24 protein-coding genes and 1 pseudogene are annotated in these 21,943 nt (G+C 70.4%); 15 read left to right on the top strand and 10 right to left on the bottom strand.

Features of this window, described 5'->3' with window-relative positions; translation table 11 throughout:
• Positions 1-234: 234 nt before the first annotated feature.
• Positions 235-1,314 carry a PIG-L family deacetylase gene (locus OVA17_RS08695; protein WP_267786154.1) on the top strand — a complete coding sequence of 360 codons (1,080 nt, stop codon included), beginning with the start codon at positions 235-237 and terminating at the stop codon, positions 1,312-1,314.
• Positions 1,315-1,338: 24 nt separating this feature from the next.
• Here OVA17_RS08695 and OVA17_RS08700 read toward each other — a convergent pair whose 3' ends face one another.
• The 3 genes from OVA17_RS08700 to OVA17_RS08710 form a co-directional block, all read right to left on the bottom strand.
• Positions 1,339-1,560 carry a three-helix bundle dimerization domain-containing protein gene (locus OVA17_RS08700; RefSeq protein WP_267786155.1) on the bottom strand — a complete coding sequence of 74 codons (222 nt, stop codon included), beginning with the start codon at positions 1,558-1,560 and terminating at the stop codon, positions 1,339-1,341.
• 10 nt (positions 1,561-1,570) lie between these two features.
• Positions 1,571-2,095: a YbhB/YbcL family Raf kinase inhibitor-like protein gene (locus tag OVA17_RS08705; protein ID WP_267786156.1), complete on the bottom strand. Its 525-nt coding sequence runs from the start codon at positions 2,093-2,095 to the stop codon at positions 1,571-1,573.
• Between the two features lie 70 nt (positions 2,096-2,165).
• Positions 2,166-2,447 carry a hypothetical protein gene (locus OVA17_RS08710; protein ID WP_210072299.1) on the bottom strand — a complete coding sequence of 94 codons (282 nt, stop codon included), beginning with the start codon at positions 2,445-2,447 and terminating at the stop codon, positions 2,166-2,168.
• Positions 2,448-2,789: 342 nt separating this feature from the next.
• Between OVA17_RS08710 and OVA17_RS08715 the strand changes: the two genes are divergently transcribed.
• Positions 2,790-3,770 carry a PIG-L family deacetylase gene (locus tag OVA17_RS08715; RefSeq protein WP_267786157.1) on the top strand — a complete coding sequence of 327 codons (981 nt, stop codon included), beginning with the start codon at positions 2,790-2,792 and terminating at the stop codon, positions 3,768-3,770.
• Between the two features lie 16 nt (positions 3,771-3,786).
• Here the strand turns inward: OVA17_RS08715 and OVA17_RS08720 are convergent, their stop codons facing one another.
• From OVA17_RS08720 to OVA17_RS08735, 4 genes are all read right to left on the bottom strand, one after another.
• Positions 3,787-4,434 (bottom strand): response regulator, encoded by a 648-nt coding sequence (locus OVA17_RS08720; protein WP_210072297.1) that lies wholly within the window; start codon positions 4,432-4,434, stop codon positions 3,787-3,789.
• Between the two features lie 110 nt (positions 4,435-4,544).
• Positions 4,545-4,964 carry an organic hydroperoxide resistance protein gene (locus OVA17_RS08725; protein WP_210072296.1) on the bottom strand — a complete coding sequence of 140 codons (420 nt, stop codon included), beginning with the start codon at positions 4,962-4,964 and terminating at the stop codon, positions 4,545-4,547.
• A 35-nt stretch (positions 4,965-4,999) separates the two neighbouring features.
• Positions 5,000-5,476 carry a MarR family winged helix-turn-helix transcriptional regulator gene (locus tag OVA17_RS08730; protein WP_267786158.1) on the bottom strand — a complete coding sequence of 159 codons (477 nt, stop codon included), beginning with the start codon at positions 5,474-5,476 and terminating at the stop codon, positions 5,000-5,002.
• Between the two features lie 232 nt (positions 5,477-5,708).
• Positions 5,709-7,013, bottom strand: a complete 1,305-nt coding sequence (locus tag OVA17_RS08735) for a hemolysin family protein (protein ID WP_267786159.1) — start codon at positions 7,011-7,013, stop codon at positions 5,709-5,711.
• A gap of 247 nt (positions 7,014-7,260) precedes the next feature.
• Here OVA17_RS08735 and OVA17_RS08740 point away from each other — a divergent pair, with 247 nt between their 5' ends.
• The 4 genes from OVA17_RS08740 to glmM all read left to right on the top strand — a co-directional run bounded on the left by OVA17_RS08740 (position 7,261) and on the right by glmM (position 10,755).
• Positions 7,261-8,097: an alpha/beta fold hydrolase gene (locus tag OVA17_RS08740; protein ID WP_267789374.1), complete on the top strand. Its 837-nt coding sequence runs from the start codon at positions 7,261-7,263 to the stop codon at positions 8,095-8,097.
• Positions 8,098-8,443: 346 nt separating this feature from the next.
• Positions 8,444-8,890: a 50S ribosomal protein L13 gene (rplM, locus tag OVA17_RS08745; protein ID WP_094734663.1), complete on the top strand. Its 447-nt coding sequence runs from the start codon at positions 8,444-8,446 to the stop codon at positions 8,888-8,890.
• Between the two features lie 24 nt (positions 8,891-8,914).
• Complete coding sequence (gene rpsI, locus OVA17_RS08750) at positions 8,915-9,385, top strand: 30S ribosomal protein S9 (RefSeq protein ID WP_013583923.1); 471 nt, start codon at positions 8,915-8,917, stop codon at positions 9,383-9,385.
• Positions 9,386-9,399: 14 nt separating this feature from the next.
• A complete protein-coding gene (gene glmM, locus OVA17_RS08755; protein WP_267786160.1) occupies positions 9,400-10,755 on the top strand; it encodes a phosphoglucosamine mutase in 1,356 nt (451 codons plus the stop codon).
• Between the two features lie 97 nt (positions 10,756-10,852).
• Here glmM and OVA17_RS08760 read toward each other — a convergent pair whose 3' ends face one another.
• Entirely contained in the window at positions 10,853-11,782 is a 930-nt protein-coding gene (locus OVA17_RS08760) for a Ppx/GppA phosphatase family protein (RefSeq protein WP_210072292.1), read from the bottom strand.
• Between the two features lie 74 nt (positions 11,783-11,856).
• On the opposite strand from OVA17_RS08760, the gene coaA reads away from it, so the two are divergent.
• The 5 genes and pseudogenes from coaA (at position 11,857) to tsaE (ending at position 16,911) form a co-directional block, all read left to right on the top strand.
• Entirely contained in the window at positions 11,857-12,816 is a 960-nt protein-coding gene (coaA, locus tag OVA17_RS08765; RefSeq protein ID WP_267786162.1) for a type I pantothenate kinase, read from the top strand.
• Positions 12,817-12,930: 114 nt separating this feature from the next.
• Positions 12,931-14,782: pseudogene (gene glmS / locus OVA17_RS08770) on the top strand (glutamine--fructose-6-phosphate transaminase (isomerizing)).
• Positions 14,783-14,885: 103 nt separating this feature from the next.
• Positions 14,886-15,293: a holo-ACP synthase gene (locus OVA17_RS08775; RefSeq protein WP_210072289.1), complete on the top strand. Its 408-nt coding sequence runs from the start codon at positions 14,886-14,888 to the stop codon at positions 15,291-15,293.
• Positions 15,290-16,411: an alanine racemase gene (gene alr / locus OVA17_RS08780; protein ID WP_267786163.1), complete on the top strand. Its 1,122-nt coding sequence runs from the start codon at positions 15,290-15,292 to the stop codon at positions 16,409-16,411. The genes OVA17_RS08775 and alr overlap by 4 nt, the downstream gene beginning before the upstream one ends.
• Entirely contained in the window at positions 16,408-16,911 is a 504-nt protein-coding gene (gene tsaE, locus OVA17_RS08785; RefSeq protein ID WP_267786164.1) for a tRNA (adenosine(37)-N6)-threonylcarbamoyltransferase complex ATPase subunit type 1 TsaE, read from the top strand. Before alr ends, tsaE begins: the two co-directional genes overlap by 4 nt.
• On the opposite strand, the gene OVA17_RS08790 is transcribed toward tsaE, so the two are convergent.
• Positions 16,889-17,857, bottom strand: a complete 969-nt coding sequence (locus OVA17_RS08790) for an alpha/beta fold hydrolase (RefSeq protein ID WP_267786165.1) — start codon at positions 17,855-17,857, stop codon at positions 16,889-16,891. The genes tsaE and OVA17_RS08790 overlap by 23 nt on opposite strands.
• Positions 17,858-17,922: 65 nt before the next feature.
• Between OVA17_RS08790 and tsaB the strand changes: the two genes are divergently transcribed.
• The 4 genes from tsaB to OVA17_RS08810 are packed head-to-tail and all read left to right on the top strand — an operon-like array spanning position 17,923 to position 20,715.
• A complete protein-coding gene (tsaB, locus tag OVA17_RS08795) occupies positions 17,923-18,555 on the top strand; it encodes a tRNA (adenosine(37)-N6)-threonylcarbamoyltransferase complex dimerization subunit type 1 TsaB (protein WP_267786166.1) in 633 nt (210 codons plus the stop codon).
• Positions 18,555-19,160, top strand: coding sequence for a ribosomal protein S18-alanine N-acetyltransferase (gene rimI, locus OVA17_RS08800; protein WP_267786167.1), 606 nt, complete (start codon positions 18,555-18,557; stop codon positions 19,158-19,160). The genes tsaB and rimI overlap by 1 nt, the downstream gene beginning before the upstream one ends.
• A complete protein-coding gene (gene tsaD / locus OVA17_RS08805; RefSeq protein WP_267786168.1) occupies positions 19,160-20,260 on the top strand; it encodes a tRNA (adenosine(37)-N6)-threonylcarbamoyltransferase complex transferase subunit TsaD in 1,101 nt (366 codons plus the stop codon). Before rimI ends, tsaD begins: the two co-directional genes overlap by 1 nt.
• Positions 20,257-20,715: a hypothetical protein gene (locus OVA17_RS08810; protein WP_267786169.1), complete on the top strand. Its 459-nt coding sequence runs from the start codon at positions 20,257-20,259 to the stop codon at positions 20,713-20,715. The genes tsaD and OVA17_RS08810 overlap by 4 nt, the downstream gene beginning before the upstream one ends.
• Positions 20,716-20,724: 9 nt before the next feature.
• Here OVA17_RS08810 and OVA17_RS08815 read toward each other — a convergent pair whose 3' ends face one another.
• Positions 20,725-21,912, bottom strand: a complete 1,188-nt coding sequence (locus tag OVA17_RS08815) for a class I SAM-dependent methyltransferase (protein WP_267786170.1) — start codon at positions 21,910-21,912, stop codon at positions 20,725-20,727.
• Positions 21,913-21,943: the final 31 nt, after the last annotated feature.

Below are 21,943 nucleotides of genomic sequence, written 5' to 3' on the forward strand. Positions count from 1 at the left end.
CGCGGGGACTCTCCCGCGAACAGTAACAGGCAAAATTCACCCGTCAACTCACCCTGTTTCTCTTGTCATACGCGGGAAACGTGAACGTTCGTGGTTCGGGCTCGTATCGGCCGACGACAGGTTGGTCGGGCGGTGGGCGTTCCCCTACACTCGGGCGCGGATCAGCCGTGATCGGCTGCCGCGAGATCGTGCCGCACGGCGGGGTCGCCACTGCCGCCCGCACGAAAGGTTCCGATGCCCCGCACCGCGTCGCCGCCGCGTCGCCCTCTCCGGGTGCAGGCCGGTCTGATCGCGGCGATCGCGATCGCCGCTCTCGTGGTGACCGCCGTCGCCGGTGTCTTCGCGTTCGCGCTGCTTCGGCCCGAGCCCGCGGCGACCTCGTCGCCCGCACCGGCTCACGAGACGACCTCTTCTCCCGCCCCGTCGCTGTCGACGTCGGCGACACCCACGCCGCCCCCGGCGCCCCCGGCGCCGCCGGTCTCGCCGGCCGCCCAGGGATGCGAGGGGTCGTCGACGCTGATGACGATCTGGGCGCATCCCGACGATGACATCATCTTCGCCAACCCCACCATCTCGGATGCGATCGCCGCCGGCCGGTGCGTGCGCACCGTGTTCGTCACGGCGGGAGACGCGGGGAAGGGAATGGACTACGTGCGGGCACGGGAGCTCGGCATCCTGCGCGCGTACAACGCCATGCGCGGCAAGGACGGCGAGTGGGATGCCACGGAGATCGCCCTCGGTACCGGCGTGCACGTGCGGCGGCTGACGCCGAGGGACGACGCGCGTCTGTCGGTGCTCTATCTGCGGCTGCCGGACGGCAACATCACGGGCGCCGGGTTCGATGCGACCGCGCACGCGACCCTGAGCAAGCTCTACGATGGAACCGAGGCCTCGCTCGCCCCGGTCGACGGGGGAGTGGCGGTGACGCGGGATCAGCTCGTGGGTTCGATCCGGGAACTGGCTTCCGCGTTCGCTCCGCAGAGCACCCTCACCCATATCCCCCGGGGCAGCGCTTTCGCCCCCGGCGACCACCCCGATCATTCGGCCGTCGGCACTCTCGTCCGTGACACGCTGACCTCGGACGCGGCCGTAGGCCCCGGCATCCGGTACTTCGTGGGGTACCCCTCCGAGGACCTGCCTCGGAACCTGGAAGGGGCGGTGCTCGACACCAAGGTCGACACGTACCGCATCTACACGCAGCAGGACCAGGTGATCCGCTGCGCCGATCGCAACGCATGTCTGAAGACCCGCAAGTTCGGCGAGTGGCTCCAGAGGTCCTACCCCAAGACCGAAGCCGAACTCCAGATGGGCTGAGACGCTCCGGCGTTCGCCGCGGGCTCAGGACTCGCTCGAGAGCGAATCCTCGACCGCTGCTCGTGCTTCGCGCTCGGCGATGATGTCGACGAAGTCCTTCACGGGCGCGTCGGCGTACTTGTCGACCGCGACGACGGCCTCTTCGTGCACCACTCCCGGTTCCGCATCGGGGAAGCGCGCTTGAAGGCGCTCCTCGACCCCGGTGATGGTCTGGTCCTTGTCGAAACCCTCGCCGCGCTCGGTCATGATCCGAACCTCAGTGCCGGTAGGTGCCGTGGAGGATCGCCCGACCGAGCGTTTTGAACGCCAGGTTGAACGAGACGACGGCCGGGGTGGCATCGGCGTCGACGCCGAGCGATTCCTCGCTCACGGCGTGCACGACGAAAAAGTAGCGGTGGGGCTGGTCGCCCTGCGGGGGAGCGGCTCCGAGGAAGCCTGCCTCGCCGCCGTCGTTGCGGACGTGGAAGGCGTGGCCCGGGAGGTCGCCCGAGGCGGCCCCGGATGCCAGCTCGCGCACGTCCGCCGGGACGTCGACGAGTACCCAGTGCCAGAAGCCGCTCGGGGTGGGGGCGTCGGGGTCGAAGCCCGTGATCACGAACGACTTGGTTCCTTCGGGGACGTTCGACCAGCTGAGCTGGGGCGAGGTGTTGCCCTTGTCGGCGACCTGGTCGTCCGCGAGCGGTTGTCCATCGGTGACGTCATCGCTGACCACGTCGAATGATGGGACGGACGGAAGGAGGGAGTACGGATCGGGCGTCTGCGGGCGGGAGAGATCTGCCATGGAGGGGACGTTATGACGGCGGGGTGACCGAACGGCAGGGCTTGCATCCGCCCGCGCCGGGGTTTATCGGTCAGAGGCGGAGGTGGAGGAGGGAGCGCGCGGTCTCCCGGCAGCCCTCGGGAGCGGGGAGGCCGTAGTCGTTCTCGACGACGGTGCGCAGTTCGGCGGCCAACTCGTCGACGGAGGGGCGTGCGTCGAGGGCTTCGAGGATGGGCAGGATCAGGTCGTCGTATTCGTCGTCGGGCCATCCTTGACCGATGTGGTGGACTCCGATCGGATCCCACTCGTTCAGGACGGCGCGGATGCGCAGGGCTACGGGCGACAGTGACCGCGGCGGTGTGGACGTCTGCATAGGGGGAGTGTTGTCACCTTCGTTAGGTGCGCGCTGAGCATCGCCGATGCGTCTGGTGCGTGACGTCGGTGCGGCTGTCGGTGACGTGGGAACGTGATCCGCCGAAGGGGTTCGCCCCACCCCGCCGGGTGGCGGGGCTGCGGGGTTTCGAGTTCGTAAAGACCGACCGCCGCGATAACGTCGGAGGGCGCCCGAGGGCGAGGGGAAACCCGCAATCCGTCGCCGGGGGGCGAAGTACAGGACGGAGTCGCCGTGAGTGACATCGACGAGCCTTCGGGTGCCGATCGGGCACCCGGTGAATCGGCAACGCCGCGTCGGTCCGGGATATCCCGGAGAGCGCTGGTGTTCGGTGGCGTCGCCGTCGGCGGACTCGCCGTGCTCGGTGGTGGAGCTCTCGTCTATCGCGAGATCCGGCGCTCGGCGCCTCCGGAGGGGACCTGGGTCAAGCTCAGCCCCATCGTGCCGGTGCCCGATGCTTCGCCGCGTCCCGTCTCTCCCGCCTTCGAGGAGCCCGGCGACGACACGACCGTGGCGGTCTGGGCCCACGCCGACGACGACATCATCTTCGCCAACCCCCACCTCGCGGGGATCATCGGCTCGGGGGCGACGCTGCGCACCATCTTCGTGACCGCGGGCGACGCCGGCCGGGGCCTCGCTTATGCGCAACAGCGCGAGGCGGGCATCCGAGCCGCGTACGACGAGATGCGCGGCAGCACCCAACCGTGGGACACCACCCAGCTGACGCTTCGAAGCGGCGCGCGGGTCACGCGTTTCGTGCCCACAGACGATCCTCGTCTGTCGATCACCGTTCTCCGTCTGCCGGACGGCAACCTCAGCGGGAAGGGCTTCGCGACGACGGGCGAGGCCGGTCTCACCCAGCTCATCAACGGCACGGTGCCCGCCCTCGCTCCGATCGACGACGGTCCGACGCTCGATGCACGCCGTCTTTCGGAGACCGTCGCGGAGCTGATCCACGCCGCACGCCCCGACCACGTCACGACGAACATCCCGCACGAGAGCGCGTTCGCGCGGGGGGACCACCCCGACCACTCGTGCGTCGGATCATTGGTTCGAGCGGTGGCGCCGGTCGTCGGGATCGCGCCGGGAGACGTCACCTACTACATCGGTTATCCCTCGCAGCACGAGCCGATCAACGTCGAGGGGGAGGTCCTCGATGCGAAGGTCGAGGTCTACGCGACCTATGCGGCGCAGGACCCCGTGGTCACGTGCGACACCGCAGCGGCCTGCCTCGCCCAACCGGGCTTCGGGCAGTGGCTGCGTCGCTCGTACGGCATGACGGAGGGCGAGCTCCGGTTGATCTGAGCCGTCCCTGCTCGCGTCAGCGTCGTTCAGCCGGAGAGCTGGCCCGTTCCGCGATCAGGGCGGCCTCGACCCGCGACGACACCGACAGCTTGCCCAGGATCGAGCTGACGTGGTCTTTGACCGTCGCGGAGCTCAGGTGCAGCCGACGACCGATGTCGGCGTTCGAGTCGCCGGTGGGGAGCCACTCGAGGACGTCGCGCTCGCGGTCGGTCAGCAGAGCGACACGACGCGCGGCGTCGAGGTCGGGTCTTCCCGCGTAACCGTCGACCAGAGCGCGGGAGACCTCCGGCGACAGGACGACCCCACCCGCGGCGAGAGAGCGCACCATCGCCGCGAGGCAGGCGGGATCGGTGTCCTTCACGAGGAAGCCGGAAGCACCGTCTCGCAGGGCCCGGGTGATGGACTCGTCGGCCGCGAACGTCGTCAGGATGCCGACCACGGGCCGATCCGCGTCGTCTCGCAGTGCGGCGAGGATGTCGAGGCCGCTGAGCTCCGGCATCCGGATGTCGAGGAGGACGACGTCGGGATGGAGGGTGCGGATGGCGGCGAGAGCGTCGGGTCCGCCGACCGCGGCGACCACCTCGATGTCGTCCGCCGCGTTGAGGATGAAGGCGAAGCCGGAACGGACGAGCGCCTCATCGTCGACGACAATCACCCGGATCACGACAGTCACTGTACGCCGAGACGACGAAGCCGCCCCGGGGTGAGGGGCGGCAGGCCGGGACGAGGCGCGATACGTGGGGCTCAGCGCCTCGCCCCGGGGTTCAGGAGAGGTCAGTCCTCCGAGACGGTGACGGTGACCTCGATGTTGCCGCGCGTCGCGTTCGAGTAGGGGCAGACCTGGTGGGCCTCGTCGGCGAGCTGCTGGGCGAGATCGCTCTCGATACCGGGCAGAACGACCTCGAGCAGCACGGCCAGCTGGTAGCCGCCCTGGCCGTTGGGGCCGATGTGGACGCGGCCGCCGACCGAGGAGTCCTCGATCTTGACCTTGTGCGCGCGGGCGACGGAGTGCAGGGCGCCGTGGAAGCATGCGGCGTACCCGGCGGCGAACAACTGCTCGGGGTTGGTGCCGGCGCCGGAGCCGCCGAGCTCCTTGGGGGGAGCGACGTCGAGGTCGATGTACGTGCCGGCGGTCACGTGGCCGAGGCGGCCCTGGCCGGTGGAGACGGCTTCGGCGGTGTAGAGAACGTCCATGGTGTTCCTTTCTAGGGACGGTGGGGGTGCGGTCGTCAGGCCGGGTGGCGCGCCGCGTCGGCGTCGCGCACGTCATCGGGGTGATCGCGCAGGTCTTTCATGGCGTCGGTGAGTCGATGCAGCGCATCGATCAGTTCACGGGCGCTGCTGGCGTCGGTGAGGCCGGAGCCCGCGGCGATGCAGCGCGGGACGTGGGCCAGCTCGGTGCGCAGGGCGATGCCTCGCTCGGTCAGTGCCACGGTCACCACGCGTTCGTCATCGGTGCGGCGCGTACGGGTGAGGTACCCGGCGTTCTCCATGCGGGCGAGCATGGGGGAGAGCGTGCCGGAGTCGAGCTGCAGCGCCTCGCCGAGGCTGCCGACGGTCTGCTCTCCGTCGCTCCACAGGGTGACCAGGGCGATGTACTGCGGGTAGGTGAGGTTCCACGGTTCGAGGAGTGCGCGGTAGGCCTGCGTCGTCGTGCGGTTGGCGGCGTAGAGCGCGAAGCACACGAGCTGATCGACGGCGGGCATGAGGAAACTATTGCACACAACTTGGTTGTGCACAACCAAACTGCCCGCAATCGGTCGGGTGGGTCGAGGAGGTCAGGCCCGGACGCTCGGCCGTGAGACATCGCAACAGGAGGCGCATGGCGGGCACCATCTCGAGCTCGGTGCACCGAGCGATCCCCTCAGCGGCGACCGCGCCTGATCGCCCTCTGCGCGTGAGCCGACGGGTTCGTGCCGTCGGCTCACGCCGGGATGATCATGCTCGATCGGTGCGCTCGCCGCCGTCACCGGTTGCATCGACGGGATGCCGGGTCACCAGCAGCTCCGCTACGCGACGTCGGTCGACCGCGCTCACCTGCAGCGTCGCGCCGTCCACCTCGACGACATCGCCGACGTGGGCGAGCCGACCCAGACGTTCGACCACGAACCCGCCGACGGTGTCGGAGGCTCCGCGCGCCAGTGCGACACCCGTCGCCTCCTCGAAGTCCTGGAGGTTCAGGCGTCCCTCGACGGTCCCGTGCTCTCCCTCCGACAGGGGCTGCTCGGCATCCGTGTCGTACTCGTCGAAGATCTCTCCCACGACCTCCTCGACGAGGTCTTCGAGGGTCACGATCCCGTCGGTGCCGCCGTACTCGTCGACGACGACGGCGATGTGGCTGCCCTCGGCGCGCATCGTGGTGAGCGTCGGCAGGACGCGGGCGGTCGACGGGATGTAGCGGATCTCACGCATGACCGCGCTCAGGGCACGCTCCGGGTCGTCGGTGAGGTCGCGCACGTGGACGAAGCCGACGACGTCGTCGATGGTCTGCTCCGCCACGGGATAGCGCGAGAAGGGCAGATCGCGGACCTGCTCGTAGGCGTCGGCGATCGTGCCGCCGGCGTCGAGGGTCACGACCTCGGGTCGAGGGCGCATGACCTCGCTGACGTGGCGGTCCCGGAGCGAGAGGACATCGTCGAGGATGCGGCGCTCGTCGGCGGGGAGCCCTTCGTGGCTCGAGACGATGTCGCGCAACTCCTCGTCGGTCAGTTCCTCGCCGGTCTTGTTCGGATCGCCTCCGAGGAGGCGGACGAGCACGTTGGTCGAGATCGACAGCAGCCAGATCACCGGCCGCATGAGCTTCGCGAAGCCGTTCAGCACCGGGGCGACGGCGTAGGCGAACGCGGCGTTGCGCTGGATGGCGAGGCGCTTGGGGACCAGTTCGCCGAGCACGAGCGACAGATACGCGATGACGAGGGTCAACGTGATCGTGGCGATCGTGGCTGCGGCGCCCTGGTCGAGGCCGAGGTTGGTGAAGAGGGGCGTGACGGACGGGGCGATCGATGACGCTCCGTACGCTGCGGAGGCGAACCCGGCCACCGTCACCCCGATCTGCACGGCGGAGAGGAACGTGTTGGGGTTGCGCGCGAGGTCGGCGACCTTCTGGCCGCGCCGACCGCGGGCTGCGAGGGCGTTCACCTGACTCTCGCGAAGAGTGACCAGGGCCATCTCGGTCGCAGCGAAGACGCCGCCGACCAGAACGAAGACCACGACCAGCACGATGTTGAGCGCGAGATCGTTCACCGGGTCACCACCGTGACGAGGGGGAGGACATCGCCCGGGGTCACCCGGGCGCCTGGACTGTGACCGTCGGAGGCGTGGCTCATGCACCGAGTGTAGTGAGGGCGCCCGGTCTCGCTTCGGCGTTCGTTCGGGGTTGCGCCGAGTGCGCGGTTCTGCCAGCCGACGCTGCCGTCGCGATCAATACCAAGTCGGCCGCAGTGCGTCAACCGCTCCCTTGCGTCCAGCTTCGACTCGAACCATGGCTGCCATGAGCGAGATCACCGCACACCACGGACTTCTGACCGACATCGACCTCCACGTCGACGACACCGGCGGCACGGGCCGCGCCGTCGTCCTCATCCACGGCTGGCCCCTCTCGGGTGAGTCCTGGGCTCACCAGGTGCCCGCCCTCGAAGCCGCAGGCTACCGCGTCGTGACCTATGACCGTCGCGGTTTCGGGCGCAGCGACAAGCCGCACACCGGCTACGACTACGACACCTTCAGCAACGACCTGGAGGCTGTGCTCGAGGCTCTCGACCTGCGCGACGTCACGCTCGTCGGCTTCTCGATGGGCGGTGGTGAGGTCGCCCGCTACCTGACCCGTCACGGATCCGACCGTGTGCACAGCGTCGTCTTCGCGGCCGCGGTGCCGCCGTATCTCGCCCAGACCGACGACAACCCCGAGGGTCCGCTCGACGACGCGACCGCGGACGGGATGAAGCAGGGTCTGAAGGGCGACGAGAAGGCGTTCTATCACCAGTTCACCACCGACTTCTTCTCCGTCGACGGCACTCTCGCCGTCCCGGAGGCCGAGCGCGCCGAGGCCGAGCGGCTGGCCAACCAGGCCGACCACCACGCCGCCCTGAAGTCGATGGAGGCCTTCGCGACGACGGACTTCCGCGAAGACCTCCCGAACGTGACGGTGCCGGCCCTCGTCATCCACGGTGACAGCGACGGAACCGTGCCCTTCGAGGGGTCGGGCAAGCGCACCCACGAGGCGATCGCCGGCAGCGAGCTGCACGTGGTCGCCGGAGCGCCCCACGGCGTCAACGTCAGCCACGCCGACGAGTTCAACCGCGTGCTGATCGACTTCCTGAAGCGCTGACCCCGCCGCCGCACGCGTCCCCACTCTCGCCCGCACCCGCGGAGGACGCGACGGATGCCGAGATGCCCCGCCACCCGATCGGTGGCGGGGCATCTGTGAGTGAGGGCGCAGGAGGAGTCCCGTGCAGGGGCGGAGTGAGAGGCGCGATTCCCGCCGGGCGGAGGCGGCAGCGTTTGGTCATGGCATCCGAATGGCGTAGTCTCGATCTTTGGTGCCCGCCTCTCTGCGAGCGGGTCGCCCGAACGTGAGCCCTCCACCGGCCCTGTTCTCCCGCCATCGGCGGGGTAACGGACCACCGGAGCGGGATTCACGAACTCCTCCGTTCGATCAAGAAAGCAGCACTACTGTGACGCGCACTTTCACCCCCAAGGCCGCTGAGGTCACGCGCGAGTGGGTCGTTATCGACGCCACCGACGTCGTTCTCGGCCGTCTGGCCTCGCACGCGGCGGTCCTCCTCCGCGGCAAGCACAAGGCGACCTTCGCCAACCACATCGACTCTGGTGACTTCGTCATCGTGATCAACGCCGAAAAGGTCGCGCTCACGGGCCAGAAGCTCACGCAGAAGAAGGCCTACCGCCACTCGGGCTTCCCGGGCGGACTGAAGTCCGTCACCTACGACGAACTCCTCGAGAAGAACCCTGTCCGCGCGGTCGAGAAGGCCATCCGCGGCATGCTGCCCAAGAACAGCCTCGGCGCGGCGCAGCTCAAGAAGCTCAAGGTCTACCGCGGCGCCGAGCACCCCCATGGTGCTCAGCAGCCCACGGCATACACCTTCGACCAGGTCGCCCAGTAAGCGCCGCCGGATAAGGACGAAACAGTGTCGAACATCGACTCCAGCAACTACAGCACCGAGACGCCGGCCGAGCAGTCGGTCGTCGCCACCGAGCGCCCCGTGCTCTCGGTTCCCGGCGCAGCCGTGGGCCGTCGCAAGCAGGCAATCGCCCGCGTGCGTCTCGTTCCCGGCTCGGGCACGATCACGGTCAACGGCCGCACGATCGAGGACTACTTCCCGAACAAGCTGCACCAGCAGCTGATCAACGACCCGTTCACGGTGCTCGAGCTCGCCGGCTCGTACGACGTGATCGCGCGCATCTCCGGCGGTGGCCCCTCGGGTCAGGCCGGCGCGCTGCGCCTGGGCATCGCTCGCGCGCTCAACGAGATCGACGCCGAGAACAACCGCCCGACCCTCAAGAAGGCCGGCTTCCTCTCGCGTGACGCTCGCGTCAAGGAGCGCAAGAAGGCCGGTCTCAAGAAGGCCCGCAAGGCGCCTCAGTACTCCAAGCGCTGAGTTCGATCCTCCGTATGCCTCTCTTCGGCACGGACGGGGTGCGGGGGCTGGCCAACGGCCTCCTCACCGCCGAACTCGCGCTGCACCTGGCCCAGGCGACTGCTGTCGTCCTGGGCCAGGGCCGTTCTGCGGAAGCGCGCAAGGCCGAGGGCCGTCGCCTCACGGCCGTCGTCGCCCGCGACCCGCGTGTCTCGGGGGAGTTCCTCTCGGCCGCGGTCGCCGCAGGCCTGGCCTCCTCCGGTGTCGACGTTCTCGACGCCGGCGTCATCCCCACTCCAGCCACCGCGTTCCTCATCGCCGACCACGACGCCGACTTCGGCGTGATGGTGTCGGCGTCGCACAACCCGGCCCCTGACAACGGCATCAAGATCTTTGCCCGTGGCGGAACCAAGCTGCCCGACATCGTCGAGCAGCGCATCGAGAGCGCCCTCGAAGGCGAGCGGCTGCAGCCCACCGGCGCGGGAGTCGGGCGCATTCGTCGTTTCGCCGACGCCGAGGACCGCTACGTGCTGCACCTTCTCGGGTCTCTGCCGCACCGTCTCGACGGCATCCACGTCGTCCTCGACTGCGCCCACGGCGCGGCGGCGGGCGTGTCGCCCGAGACCTTCAAGGACGCGGGCGCCCAGGTGACGGTCATCGGAGCCGAGCCCGACGGCTTGAACATCAACGACGGCGTGGGCTCGACGCACCTCGACGTGCTCGCCGAGGCCGTCGTACGTCTGGGCGCCGACGTCGGCATCGCCCACGACGGTGACGCCGACCGCTGCCTCGCCGTCGACGCGCAGGGCAAGATCGTCGACGGCGATCAGATCATGGCGATCCTCGCGGTCGCGATGAAGGAGCGCGGGGCGCTCGCCGATGACACGCTCGTGGCGACGGTCATGAGCAACCTGGGACTCCACCGTGCGATGCAGGCCCACGGCATCCGGGTTCTGCAGACCGGCGTGGGTGACCGCTATGTGCTCGAGGCGATGAACGAGGGCGGCTACTCCCTCGGCGGCGAGCAGTCCGGACACGTGATCATGAGCGATTTCGCCACCACCGGTGACGGCCTCTTGACCGGCCTGCACCTCGTGGCCGAGATGGCCCGTCAAGACAAGACGCTGGCTGAGCTCGCCTCGATCATGACCGTCTACCCGCAGGTGCTGGTGAACGTGCGCGGCGTGGATCGCGACGGCGTGAGCGACGAGGGCGTCCAGCGAGCCGTGGCCGCGTCGACGGCCGAGCTCGGCGACTCCGGTCGTGTGCTGCTGCGCGCGTCGGGCACCGAGCAGCTCGTGCGAGTGATGGTCGAAGCGGCCTCCGAAGAGGACGCCCGCGCACACGCCGATCGGCTGGCCGAGGTCGTGCGGGAGCGCCTCGCCCTCTGACCCCGGAGGACGGGGCGGACGTGCGTCGAGCACGCCCGCCCCGTCCTCGATCGGCGCTGACGTCCGCGGAGGTCCCGTCGAAGGGATGCCGCGGTGATCAGTACTCGAGCGATTCGATGTAGCGCAGCAGGACGCCCTCGCGCAGCGCCCAGGGTGAGACCTCGAGCTCCTCGACATCGAGCGCTTTCATGGCGCGCTCGACGACGACCGCGGCGGCCACGATCTGGAACGTGCGGTCGGCGGTGATGCCCGGCAGGGCCTCGCGTGCGTCGGCGGGGATGCGAGCGAGCCGCGGGATCCAGTCCTTCAGCTCTCTGCGAGGCAGCACCATGCGGTCGATGCCCGACCAGCCGGGGACGGGATAGCCCGCCAGTTTCGCGAGCGATCGGATGGCCTTGGACGACCCCACCACGTGGTCGGGGCGCGGGAGGGCGGCGAAGCGCTCGGCGACGGGGGCGAGGACGGATGCCGCGTGCTGACGCAGCGCGTCGATCTCCTCGCCGCTGGGAGGGTCGTGGGGGAGGAACTGCACCGTGGAGCGTCCCGCGCCGAGCGGCACGGACTCGGCGAGATCGGGGAGCTCGTCGGCGCCGCCCGCGATCTCGAGGGAGCCGCCGCCGATGTCGAACAGCAGGATCTGCCCCGCCGACCAGCCGAACCAGCGCCTCACCGCGAGGTAGGTGAAGCGGGCCTCGGTCTCCCCGCCCAGAACCTGGAGGGGCTGTCCGAGCGCTTCCTCGATGAGGGCGATGACCTCCTCTCCGTTGGTCGCGTCGCGCACCGCGGAGGTGGCCGTGGCGAGGAGCTCGTCGACCCGCTCGGCGCGGGCGCGATCGCGCGCGGCGGTCACGGCATCCACCAGTCCCCGCACACCCTCCTGCGAGATGGACCCGTCGGGCAGCAGGTAGCGCATCAGCCGGAGCACGGAGCGGTGCGAGGTGGTGGCGGTCGGGCGTCCTCCCGCCCGGGCGTTCGCGACGAGCAGGTGGACGGTGTTCGAACCGATGTCGAGGACTCCCAGGCGCACGACCCGAGCGTAGTGGCCGCGGGGAGACGGCCGGGGTCGGCGGGGGAGGGTGACGCCCCGGGTAGCATGAGCGGGTGTCCGCCGCCGAGACCGAGACCGCAGCTCCCGCGCCGTCGCTGAGCCCCTACCGTCAGATCGACCGCGACGACTGGGCTCGCATGGCCGGTGGGCTGGAGCAGCCGCTGACCGAGAACGAGATCGTGCAGTTGCGCGGCATCGGAGATCGGCTGGACCCCCGCGAGGTCGCCGAGGTCTACCTGCCGTTGAGCCGTCTGTTGAGCTTGTACGCGCGGGCCACCCGTCGGCTCGGTGCCGACACGAGCACCTTCCTGGGGGAGCCGGATGCCACGACTCCCTTCGTGATCGGAGTCGCCGGGTCGGTGGCGGTGGGCAAGTCGACCATCGCGCGTCTGCTGCGCGAGCTGATGAGCCGCTGGCCCGACACCCCTCGGGTGGAGCTGGTGACCACCGACGGATTCCTCTATTCGAACGCCGAGTTGGAACGGCGCGGTCTGATGGACCGCAAGGGCTTCCCGGAGTCGTACGACCGGCGGGCGCTCGTGGAGTTCCTCAGCGAGGTGAAGTCGGGTGCGGAGGAGGCGCGGGCTCCGTTCTACTCCCACGTGCGATACGACATCATGCCCGACGCGCACGTCACGGTTCATCGACCCGACGTCGTCATCGTCGAGGGGCTGAACGTGCTCCAGCCGCCGCCGTCGCCGAACGAAGTGGCCGTCAGCGATCTGTTCGACTTCTCGATCTACGTCGATGCCGATGCGGCGCACATCGAACGCTGGTACGTCGACCGTTTCCTCGCGCTGCGCGACAACGCCTTCACCAATCCGACCTCGTTCTTCAAGGTCTTCGCCGACATCAGCGACGAAGAGGCCGTCGAGCGTGCGCTCGGATACTGGCGGGAGATCAACCTGCCGAACCTCGAAGAGAATGTGCTGCCCACGCGCCATCGCGCGAAGCTCGTGCTTCAGAAGGGTCCAGACCACACGGTCGAGACCGTGCTGCTCCGCAAGCTCTGAACGGGCCGGCCCGGGAGCGACCCGGTCCCGCCGTGCGGCGCCGGAATCGCTCGGGCCCGCCTCTCGGGTCGTCGCGGAGGGGTTTGCTCAGCCCCGCCACGTAGACTCGACTCCATGTGCGGAATCATCGGGTACGTGGGTCCTCGGCAGAGCCAGGACATCCTGCTGGCGGGTCTGTCGCGTCTGGAGTACCGGGGGTACGACTCCGCCGGCATCGCCGTGATCGACGGCGACGGGCGGCTCGACATGCGCAAGCGCGCGGGAAAGCTCGCCGTGCTGCGCGGGGACCTCGAGTCCACGCCCATGCCGAACGGCACCACCGGCATCGGTCACACCCGCTGGGCGACGCACGGTGGCCCCACCGACGCCAACGCCCACCCGCACCTGGCCGACGACGACAAGCTCGCCGTGATCCACAACGGCATCATCGAGAACTTCGCCGAGCTCAAGAGCGAGCTCGTCGGCGAGGGCTTCGCGTTCCGCAGCGAGACCGACACCGAGGTCGCCGCGGTCATGATCGGTCGCGAGTACGCGCGCACCAAAGACCTGGTGCAGGCGTTCCGCTCGGTCGTGTCGCGCCTCGAGGGGGCGTACACGCTCCTCGCGATGCACGAGGATCACCCGGGCCTGGTCGTCGGTGCCCGCCGCAACTCGCCGCTCGTGATCGGTCTGGGCGAGGGAGAGAACTTCCTCGGCTCCGACGTCGCCGCCTTCGTCGAGCACACGCGCAATGCGCTGGCCATCGGCCAGGACGAGATCGTGGCCATCACCCCCGAGGGCGTCGAGGTCACGGACTTCTCGGGCGCCCCCGTCGAGGTCGAGGCTTTCGAGGTCACCTGGGACGCCTCGGCCGCTGAGAAGGGCGGCTGGTCATCGTTCATGGCCAAGGAGGTCTCGGAGGAGCCCGAGGCCGTCGCCAACACCATCCGCGGTCGCATCCACGAGGGCCGGGTCGAGATCCCCGAGCTGGACGGCATGGACGACTTCCTCGCCGACATCGACCGTATCCTCGTCATCGCGTGCGGCACGGCGGCGTACGCCGGCATGGTCGGCAAGTACGCCCTCGAGACCTGGACCCGCGTCCCCGTCGACGTCGAGTTGGCGCACGAGTTCCGCTACCGCAACCCCGTGCTCACCGCCCGCACGTTGGTCGTCTCGATCAGTCAGTCCGGCGAGACCATGGACACCCTGATGGCCGTCAAGTACGCCCGTTCGCGCGGCGCCAAGACCCTGTCGATCTGCAACACCCAGGGGGCGACGATCCCGCGCGAGTCCGACGCGATCGTCTACACGCACGCCGGTCCCGAGGTCGCCGTCGCCTCGACGAAGGCATTCGTCGCGCAGATCACCGCCCTCTACCTGCTCGCCCTGCACGTCGGCCGCGTCCGCGGTGCGGTCGATCCGGTCGTCGCCGTCGAGGCCGTGACCGAGCTCGAGGCGGTGCCCGGCAAGATCGCGCGCGTGCTCGAGACCGAGCAGGCCCGGATCGAGCAGCTCGCGCACTGGATGGCCGACACCCGATCGGTGCTGTTCCTCGGCCGCAACGTCGGTTACCCGATCGCGCTCGAAGGAGCGCTCAAGCTCAAAGAGCTCGCCTACATCCACGCCGAGGGTTTCGCCGCCGGTGAGGCTCAAGCACGGCCCGATCGCGCTCATCGAGCCCGGTCAGCCGGTCTTCGTCGTCGTTCCCAGCCCCCGCGGCTCGGGCGAGATGCACAAGAAGGTCGTCTCGAACATCGAGGAGATCCGCGCCCGCGGTGCCCGCGTCATCGCGATCGCCGAAGAGGGAGACGTCGCCGTGCTCCCCGCGGCCGACGAGGTGCTGCGCATCCCGCTGGCCGCACCGCTCTTCGAGCCGCTCCTGGCCGTCGTGCCGCTGCACATCTTCGCGATGGGCCTGGCCGAGGCGAAGGGGCTCGACGTCGACCAGCCGCGCAACCTCGCCAAGTCGGTGACGGTCGAATAGACACCGCATCGAAGGGGCCGGATGCCGTGGCATCCGGCCCCTTCGTCGTCTCGGTGTCCGCGGGCACCGGCAGAATAAGAGGGCAGTCGAGAGGGGAGCGCACGTGATCGTCGGTATCGGCGTCGACCTTGTCGACGTTCCGCGGTTCGAGGAGCATCTGCGGCGTACCCCTCGGCTGATTCCCCGCCTGTTCTCAGCGACCGAGCGCACGCTCAAGCCCCGCTCCCTGGCGGCGCGGTACGCGGCGAAAGAAGCCCTGATCAAGGCGCTGGGCGGATCCGACGGCGTGCACTGGATCGACATCGAGGTCACCTCGGAGGCGTCGGGACGTCCGGTCTTCTCGCTCAGCGGCGAGACGGCCGCCACGGTCGCCCGCCGGGGGATCACGGCCCTGCATTTGTCGATGTCGCACGACGCGGGGCTGGCGACGGCGTATGTCATCGCCGAATCCCGTGCGGGCGCCGAGGCCCCGGCATCCGTGAATCCGCCCACTCGAGAGGACGACGCATGACGATGGCACCGGGAGTGCTGCGCGAAGCGATGATCGACGTCGATGCGATCACCGAGAACGTCCGTCATCTGCGCGCGTTGACGGGGTCGGAGATCATCGCGGTCGTCAAGGCCGCCGGGTACGGGCACGGGGCTCACCGCACAGCCGTCGCCGCGCTTCGCGGAGGGGCGACGCGCATCGGCGTGTCCGACATCGACGAGGCGCTGGCTCTGCGCCGCGCCGGCATCACCGCCCCGCTCTTCGCCTGGCTGCACGCTCCGGGCGCATCGTTCGTCGAGGCCGTGCGCGAAGAGATCGAGCTCGGTATCTCCGACATCGACCAGCTGCTCCGCGCGGCCGAGGCCGCTCACGGTGAGCGACCCGCGACCGTGCACCTCAAGATCGAGACCGGGCTGTCTCGAAACGGCATCGCCCCCGCCGATTGGCGCATGGTGTTCTCCGAGGCCGCGCGTCTCGAGCGCATCGGCCGGCTGCACGTGGTCGGGCTGTTCTCGCACCTGTCGAACACGAGCGAGGCCGACGATCGCGCCGCTCTGGCCCGGTTCGAAGAAGGAGTGGTGCTCGCAGCATCCGTGGGGCTGAATCCGCCGCTGCGGCACATCGCGGCCACGAACGCGGCCATCGCACTACCCGAGACCCGGCTCGGGTGCGTGCGGATCGGCATCGGTCTGTACGGCATCTCCCCGTTCGAGCATCGCTCGTCGGCCGACTTGGGCCTGCGCCCGGCCATGACCCTGCGCGGCGCGGTCGCGGCCGTCCGGCGGGTTCCTGCGGGCACGGGGGTGTCCTACGGATACGACTACCGCACCGACCGCGAGACGACGCTCGCGCTGGTCCCCCTCGGCTACGCCGACGGCGTGCCCCGGCAGGCTTCGGGTCGGGGGCCGGTCTCGATCAACGGCCGCCGGTTCACCGTGGCCGGACGCATCGCGATGGACCAGTTCATCGTCGATGTGGGCGACCACCCGGTCGCGGTGGGTGACGAGGTCGTCCTCTTCGGGGACCCGACCCTGGGCGTGCCTTCGGCGCGGGACTGGGCGGATGCCGCCGACACCATCGACTACGAGATCGTCACGCGCGTGGGCGTTCGCGTGCCCCGACGGGAGGTCCGCGCGTGAGTGTTCCCGACGCACTGCTCGGCGAGCGGGTGATCGAAAGCCCGAGCGACATGGAGGAGCTGGGCCGGCAGATCGGCCGCGCACTGGCCCCGGGCGACGTGGTCGTGCTGACCGGGCCTCTCGGCGCCGGCAAGACGACCCTGACCCGGGGAATCGGCGAGGGGCTCGGCATCCGGGGTCCCGTCCAGAGCCCCACCTTCGTGATCGCCCGCACCCATCCCTCGTTGGTCGGGGGCACCCCTCTCGTGCACGTCGACGCCTATCGACTGGGGGCCGCGGTCGAGCTCGATGATCTCGACATCGACGTCGCGGGTTCCGCGGTGATCGTGGAGTGGGGCCGCGGCGTCGCGGAGTACCTCGCCGACACGTGGTGGGAGATCGAGATCGACCGTCAGGTCGGGGGACGCGGGGTCGACAACGCCTGCGGCGAGATCGCCGTGCACACCGTCGAGCTCGACGCCGACGCCCCGCGGCGGGTCACGATCTCGCGTCTGCCCTGAACCCCGCTCGACGCGCAGAGGAGCCGCCGGATCCTCCCCCTCTTCCGCGCGATGCCGGGGCGCGGTCCGCAGCCCATACCTCGCGCAGCGCGCGCAGGGTCTCGACCGGTTGCTCGACGTGGGCGAAGTGCCCGCTCTCTTCCAGAACACGGTCGTCGTAGTCGCGCATCAGTCGCTCCCACTGGCGGGCGTCGCGCTCGGCGACGAAGACATCGCCCGCACCCCGGACGGAGCGAACCGGGCACGAGATGCGTCGCCACACGCCATCGTCGTGCGCGCGAGAGAGGTGGGCCGCGGACAGGAAGGCCGAGGGACGGATCTCGTCGGCGAGATCGTCGGTCACCGACCGGTCGACGCTCTCCGGATGCCGGAAGAGCGGGCGAGAGAGGCTGTGCAACGCTCCCGTGCGACGCAGCAGGCGCAGCAGCGGGCGGGCGAGGGGGCCGAGACCGCGCAACACCCGCATGGCGAGAACCATCCCCGCCAACCACGGCAGCCTCGGAGCCTGACGGAACGGCCGCCGGGCGACGGCGCGCGCACCGGCGCCGCTGGGGGAGACCACCCCGACCGCGACGGTCTCACGGGGGAAGCGGGCGGCGACGTCGAGAGCGATCACGCCCCCGAGCGAGTGCCCGACGACGCGCCATCTCGGGTAGCCGAGTGCGCGGGCGACGCCGGCTACCGCCACCGCGATCTCGGCCGGCTCCGGCACCGGCCCCGGCGTCTCGCCCCAGCCCGGCAGATCGACCGCGACGATGTCCGACAGGGGGAGGCGGAGCTGGTCGCTCGCCGCGATCATCGGACGCCACGTGCGCCACGACCCGGCCGCGCCGTGCAGCAGGATCGTGGCGACGGGGCTCCCCGACCGCCGACCCGCGTGCACCACGATCGGCGCCGCCCCGGTGGGGACGACGACGCGGCGGAGGCCGAGGGCGTCATGATCCATGCCCCCTCTTTGGAGCGGAGGGGGAGTTCGGATGCCGCCGAGGAGCGGCCGGATACGCTGGATGCGTGATTCTCGGCATCGACACCTCCCTCGGCACCGCCGTCGCCGCGATCGCCCGCGACGGAGAGGTGCTCGCCGACGAGCAGAGCTCCAACCCGCTCGGCCACGCCGAGGTGATCGGCGATCTCCTGCGCCGGGCCACGGTCGCAGCCCCCGCCCCCACGCACGTCGCTGTCGGCATGGGCCCCGGTCCCTTCACCGGGCTGCGGGTGGGTATCGCCACCGCTCGCGTGTACGCCCTCGGCCGCGGCATCCCCGCCGTCCCCGTGCCGAGCCACGACGGCATCGCCCTCGGTCTCCTCCTCGCTGACGTGTTGACGGGGACCGACACCGGTCGCTTCGCCGTCGTCACCGACGCGCGGCGCAGGGAGTTCGCCTACAGCGTCTACGAGGGCATCGACGACGACGGTCTTCCCGTGCGGGTGTCGGACGCGCAGCTGAGCCCTCGCGACGACCTCGACGCCCGGCTGGTTGCCGCAGGCGCCCGTCGATACGACGCCACCACCGTGTCGGCCGCGATGATCGCGCTCGCCGCGGCGCGAGCCCTCGACGCCGGCCGCACGCTCGCGGACTCCGAGCCCCTCTACCTGCGCAGCCCCGATGTGGTCGCCGCGCACGCGCCCAAGCGGGTGAGCTGATGGCGACCCGCACCGCGACCGTCGCCGATCTCGACGGCATCATGGCGCTCGAGCGCGCCTCGTTCCCGACGGATGCGTGGAGCCCGGCGATGATGCGCGAAGAACTCGCCTCACCGCACGGCTGGTACGTCGTCGTCGAAGAGGCGGGTCGACTCGTCGGCTACGCGGGGCTTCGCGCGGTGCGCGGGGCCCGGGATGCCGACATCCAGACGATCACCATCTCCGAGGCCGCGCGCGGCCGGGGGCGGGGCCGGGCTCTGCTGACGGCTCTGCTGGAGGAGGCCGTTCGCCGCGAGGTGCACGACGTGTTCCTCGAAGTCCGCGCCGACAACCCCGTCGCGCAGAAGCTGTATCTCTCCGAGGGCTTCGCCGAGGTCGGTCGCCGCCCCCGGTACTACCAACCCGACGACGTCGACGCGATCGTCATGCAGCTCGATCTGCGCGGGTGGGCCGGGCGGCGGGCGGAGACCGCGGGCATCCCGGCATCCGGTCTCGAAGGACCGGACCGGTCTCACGGAATCGGATCGGAGGCGCCGGGAGAGGCGATTCCCCTGACCTCGTCCGAATCCACGCCACCGACCGCCTCCGGAAAGGGCTGGTGCTGATGAACGCGCCCCTCGTACTCGGTATCGAGACCAGTTGCGACGAGACGGGCATCGGCATCGTCCGCGGCCGACAGCTGCTCAGCAACACGATCGCCTCGAGCATGGACGAGCACGCCCGCTACGGCGGGGTGGTGCCCGAAGTCGCCGCGCGCGCCCACCTCGAGGCGCTGCAGCCTTCGATCGACGCGGCGCTCGCCGAGGCCGGCGTCACCCTCGGCGACCTCGACGCCGTGGCCGTGACGAGCGGTCCCGGTCTCGCGGGGGCCCTGATGGTCGGGGTGGGCGCCGCCAAGGGGCTCGCCGTCGCCCTCGACAAGCCTCTCTACGCCGTCAACCACCTGGTCGGGCACATCGCGGCCGACATCCTCGACGCCGACGCGGGAGAACTCGAGTACCCCACCGTCGCCCTTCTCGTCAGCGGTGGGCACACCTCGCTCCTGCTGGTCCGCGACCTGACGAGCGATGTCGAGCTCCTCGGCGAGACGATGGACGACGCAGCGGGTGAAGCCTTCGACAAGGTCGCGCGCCTGCTGAAGCTGCCGTACCCCGGTGGCCCGGAGATCGATCGGGTCGCCGCCTCGGGCGACCCCACCGCGATCCGATTCCCGCGCGGGCTCTCGCGGGCCTCCGACATGGCATCCCACCGCTACGACTTCTCGTTCTCGGGCCTGAAGACGGCCGTGGCTCGGTGGGTCGAACAGCACGAGGCCGCGGGCGAGGTCGTCCCGGTCGCCGACGTGGCCGCCTCGTTCCGAGAGGCCGTCGTCGACGTGCTCGTGACCAAGGCCCTCGACGCCTGCGAGCGTCACGGCGTTCCCCGCCTGCTGCTGGGCGGAGGCGTCATCGCCAACAAGCGCCTGCGTGATGTCGCCCTCGAGCGGGCCGCGGCCGCCGGTGTGGCCGTGCGCATCCCGCCGCTGCGCCTGTGCACCGACAACGGCGCGATGATCGCCGCTCTCGCCGCGGAACTCATCTCGTCGGGTCGCCGCCCCTCGACCCTCGCCTTCGGAGCGGACTCGACGCTGCCCGTCACCGAGATCCAGGTGGCGGAGGATCCGGATGCCGACGCCCCGGCGCCACGCGCGGGAACGACGCCGTGACCGACACGCCGCCGCCCACGCGCCGTGCACGCAAGGAAGAGGCCGGCCCCGCGGTCGACCTTCCCCCCGTGCCGCCCCTGCCCGCCGGCGTCCGCGCCGCGGGGTCAGAGATCGTCGCCCCCGAGGTGGACGACGACAACCGTCTGCCCACCGCCCAGCTCGAGATGGCGGCGTTCGGCGATCACCTGATCCCGTATGCGCCGCCCGTCCCTCCGAAGCCGCCGTCCGTCGCGCCCTGGGCCCTCGGCGTGGCGGTCATCGCGCTGGCGGCCGCGTTGTTCACCGGCTGGCTGCTTCCGGTCGGTGTGATCGGCTCGACTCTCGCGATCGTCTCGCTCCGGCGGGCCCACGACAGCCGCCGGGTCGCCGTGTGGGCCCTGGCGCTCGCGCTGCTCTCCGTCGCGTTCAGCGTCGGCTGGCTGGTCTGGGGCTTCTCGCAGCTCGCCGTCGGGTGAGCGGAGCCGTCAGACGCGGTCGGCCAGCAGCGCGAGACGCTTCGACCCCACGCGCGTGAGGATGAGCGTGGCCGAGGAATCGCCGCGCAGAGCGAGCTTCTTCCGCAGCACCGCCGGGTCGACGTCGACGCCGCGCTTCTTGATCTCCAGCGTGCCGATGCCCCGCGCGCGCAACGCCTGCGCGAGCTTTTTCGGGTCGGCGGGCAGCTGCTCGCGCACCCGGAACGACGACACGAACGGGCTCGTCAACGCCGCATCCGAGGTGAGATAGGCGATGCCGGGCGCGAGCATGCCGGCATCCAGGGCTCGACCGACCTCGCCGATGAGACGCGCGCGGATGACGGCCCCGTCGGGTTCGTGCACGAACTCGCCGAGCTCGCGCTCCTCGACGTCGGGGCTGTCGCCCGGGGCGGTGAGCTCCCACGCGTCGTCGGCGCGCACGACGAGTGCCGCGCGGCGAACGCCCTCTCGGGCGAGAGCGCCGGCCCAGAGCACGAGCTCGATCGTCGAACCGTCGGCGCTGATCCACTGCGCCTCGAACTCGTCGGGGATCTGCGTGCGGTCGAAGCCCGGCCCGAGCTTCACGCCGCCCGGCGTCTTCCTCAACTGCTCGAAGACCCACTCGAGCGAGGGCGACCACTCGGCCGACGACACCTGTCGCGTCTCGGCATGACCGGCGGTGCGTCGCGCGGGGTCGAGCCACACGGCATCCGTCGCGCCCAGGTCCACGTCTTCGGCGCGCGCGTGCCGCACCGTCGCCGCGTCGCCGAAGGGGGCGAGGTTGTAGGCGGCGATGGCGGCGGTCACCTCGTCGGCGTCGACGGCGTGGACCCGGATGCCGAGGCCCGCCATCCCGAGGGCGTCACCGCCGATCCCGCACCCGAGGTCCGCCACGCTGTCGATTCCCGCGGCGCGGAAGCGTCCGGCGTGACGGGCGGCGATCGAGAGGCGGGTGGCCTGCTCGAGGCCGGCGCGCGTGAAGAGCATGCGGTCGGCGAAGGGTCCGAACTTCGCCGTCGCGCGCGCCCGCAGGCGTGCTTGGCCGACGACGGCCGACACGAGATCGGGGGAGTGGCCGGCGGCCCGCAGGCGCGACACCGACCGGGCGACCTCATCGACCGAATCGAGGGTGCCCACCTCGTCGAGGAGGCGCAGGCCCTCGGGCGTGAGCAGGGCGGTCAGCTCGCTGGTATCCACTGATTCAGCCTAGGCGGGGGTTCTTGCTGGC

It is taken from the genome of Microbacterium sp. SL75 (assembly GCF_026625865.1).
Classification (GTDB): Bacteria; Actinomycetota; Actinomycetes; order Actinomycetales; family Microbacteriaceae; genus Microbacterium.

Excerpts from the sequence above, each read along its gene's own strand:
- alr (WP_267786163.1), top strand. The coding sequence starts at position 15,290 with ATGACGATGGCACCGGGAGTGCTGCGCGAAGCGATGATCGACGTCGAT.
- OVA17_RS08710 (WP_210072299.1), bottom strand. The coding sequence starts at position 2,447 with ATGCAGACGTCCACACCGCCGCGGTCACTGTCGCCCGTAGCCCTGCGC.
- OVA17_RS08695 (WP_267786154.1), top strand. The coding sequence starts at position 235 with ATGCCCCGCACCGCGTCGCCGCCGCGTCGCCCTCTCCGGGTGCAGGCC.
- glmM (WP_267786160.1), top strand. The coding sequence starts at position 9,400 with ATGCCTCTCTTCGGCACGGACGGGGTGCGGGGGCTGGCCAACGGCCTC.
- OVA17_RS08700 (WP_267786155.1), bottom strand. The coding sequence starts at position 1,560 with ATGACCGAGCGCGGCGAGGGTTTCGACAAGGACCAGACCATCACCGGG.
- rimI (WP_267786167.1), top strand. The coding sequence starts at position 18,555 with ATGGCGACCCGCACCGCGACCGTCGCCGATCTCGACGGCATCATGGCG.
- OVA17_RS08790 (WP_267786165.1), bottom strand. The coding sequence starts at position 17,857 with ATGGATCATGACGCCCTCGGCCTCCGCCGCGTCGTCGTCCCCACCGGG.
- OVA17_RS08730 (WP_267786158.1), bottom strand. The coding sequence starts at position 5,476 with ATGCCCGCCGTCGATCAGCTCGTGTGCTTCGCGCTCTACGCCGCCAAC.
- OVA17_RS08705 (WP_267786156.1), bottom strand. The coding sequence starts at position 2,095 with ATGGCAGATCTCTCCCGCCCGCAGACGCCCGATCCGTACTCCCTCCTT.
- tsaD (WP_267786168.1), top strand. The coding sequence starts at position 19,160 with ATGAACGCGCCCCTCGTACTCGGTATCGAGACCAGTTGCGACGAGACG.
- OVA17_RS08725 (WP_210072296.1), bottom strand. The coding sequence starts at position 4,964 with ATGGACGTTCTCTACACCGCCGAAGCCGTCTCCACCGGCCAGGGCCGC.
- OVA17_RS08740 (WP_267789374.1), top strand. The coding sequence starts at position 7,261 with ATGAGCGAGATCACCGCACACCACGGACTTCTGACCGACATCGACCTC.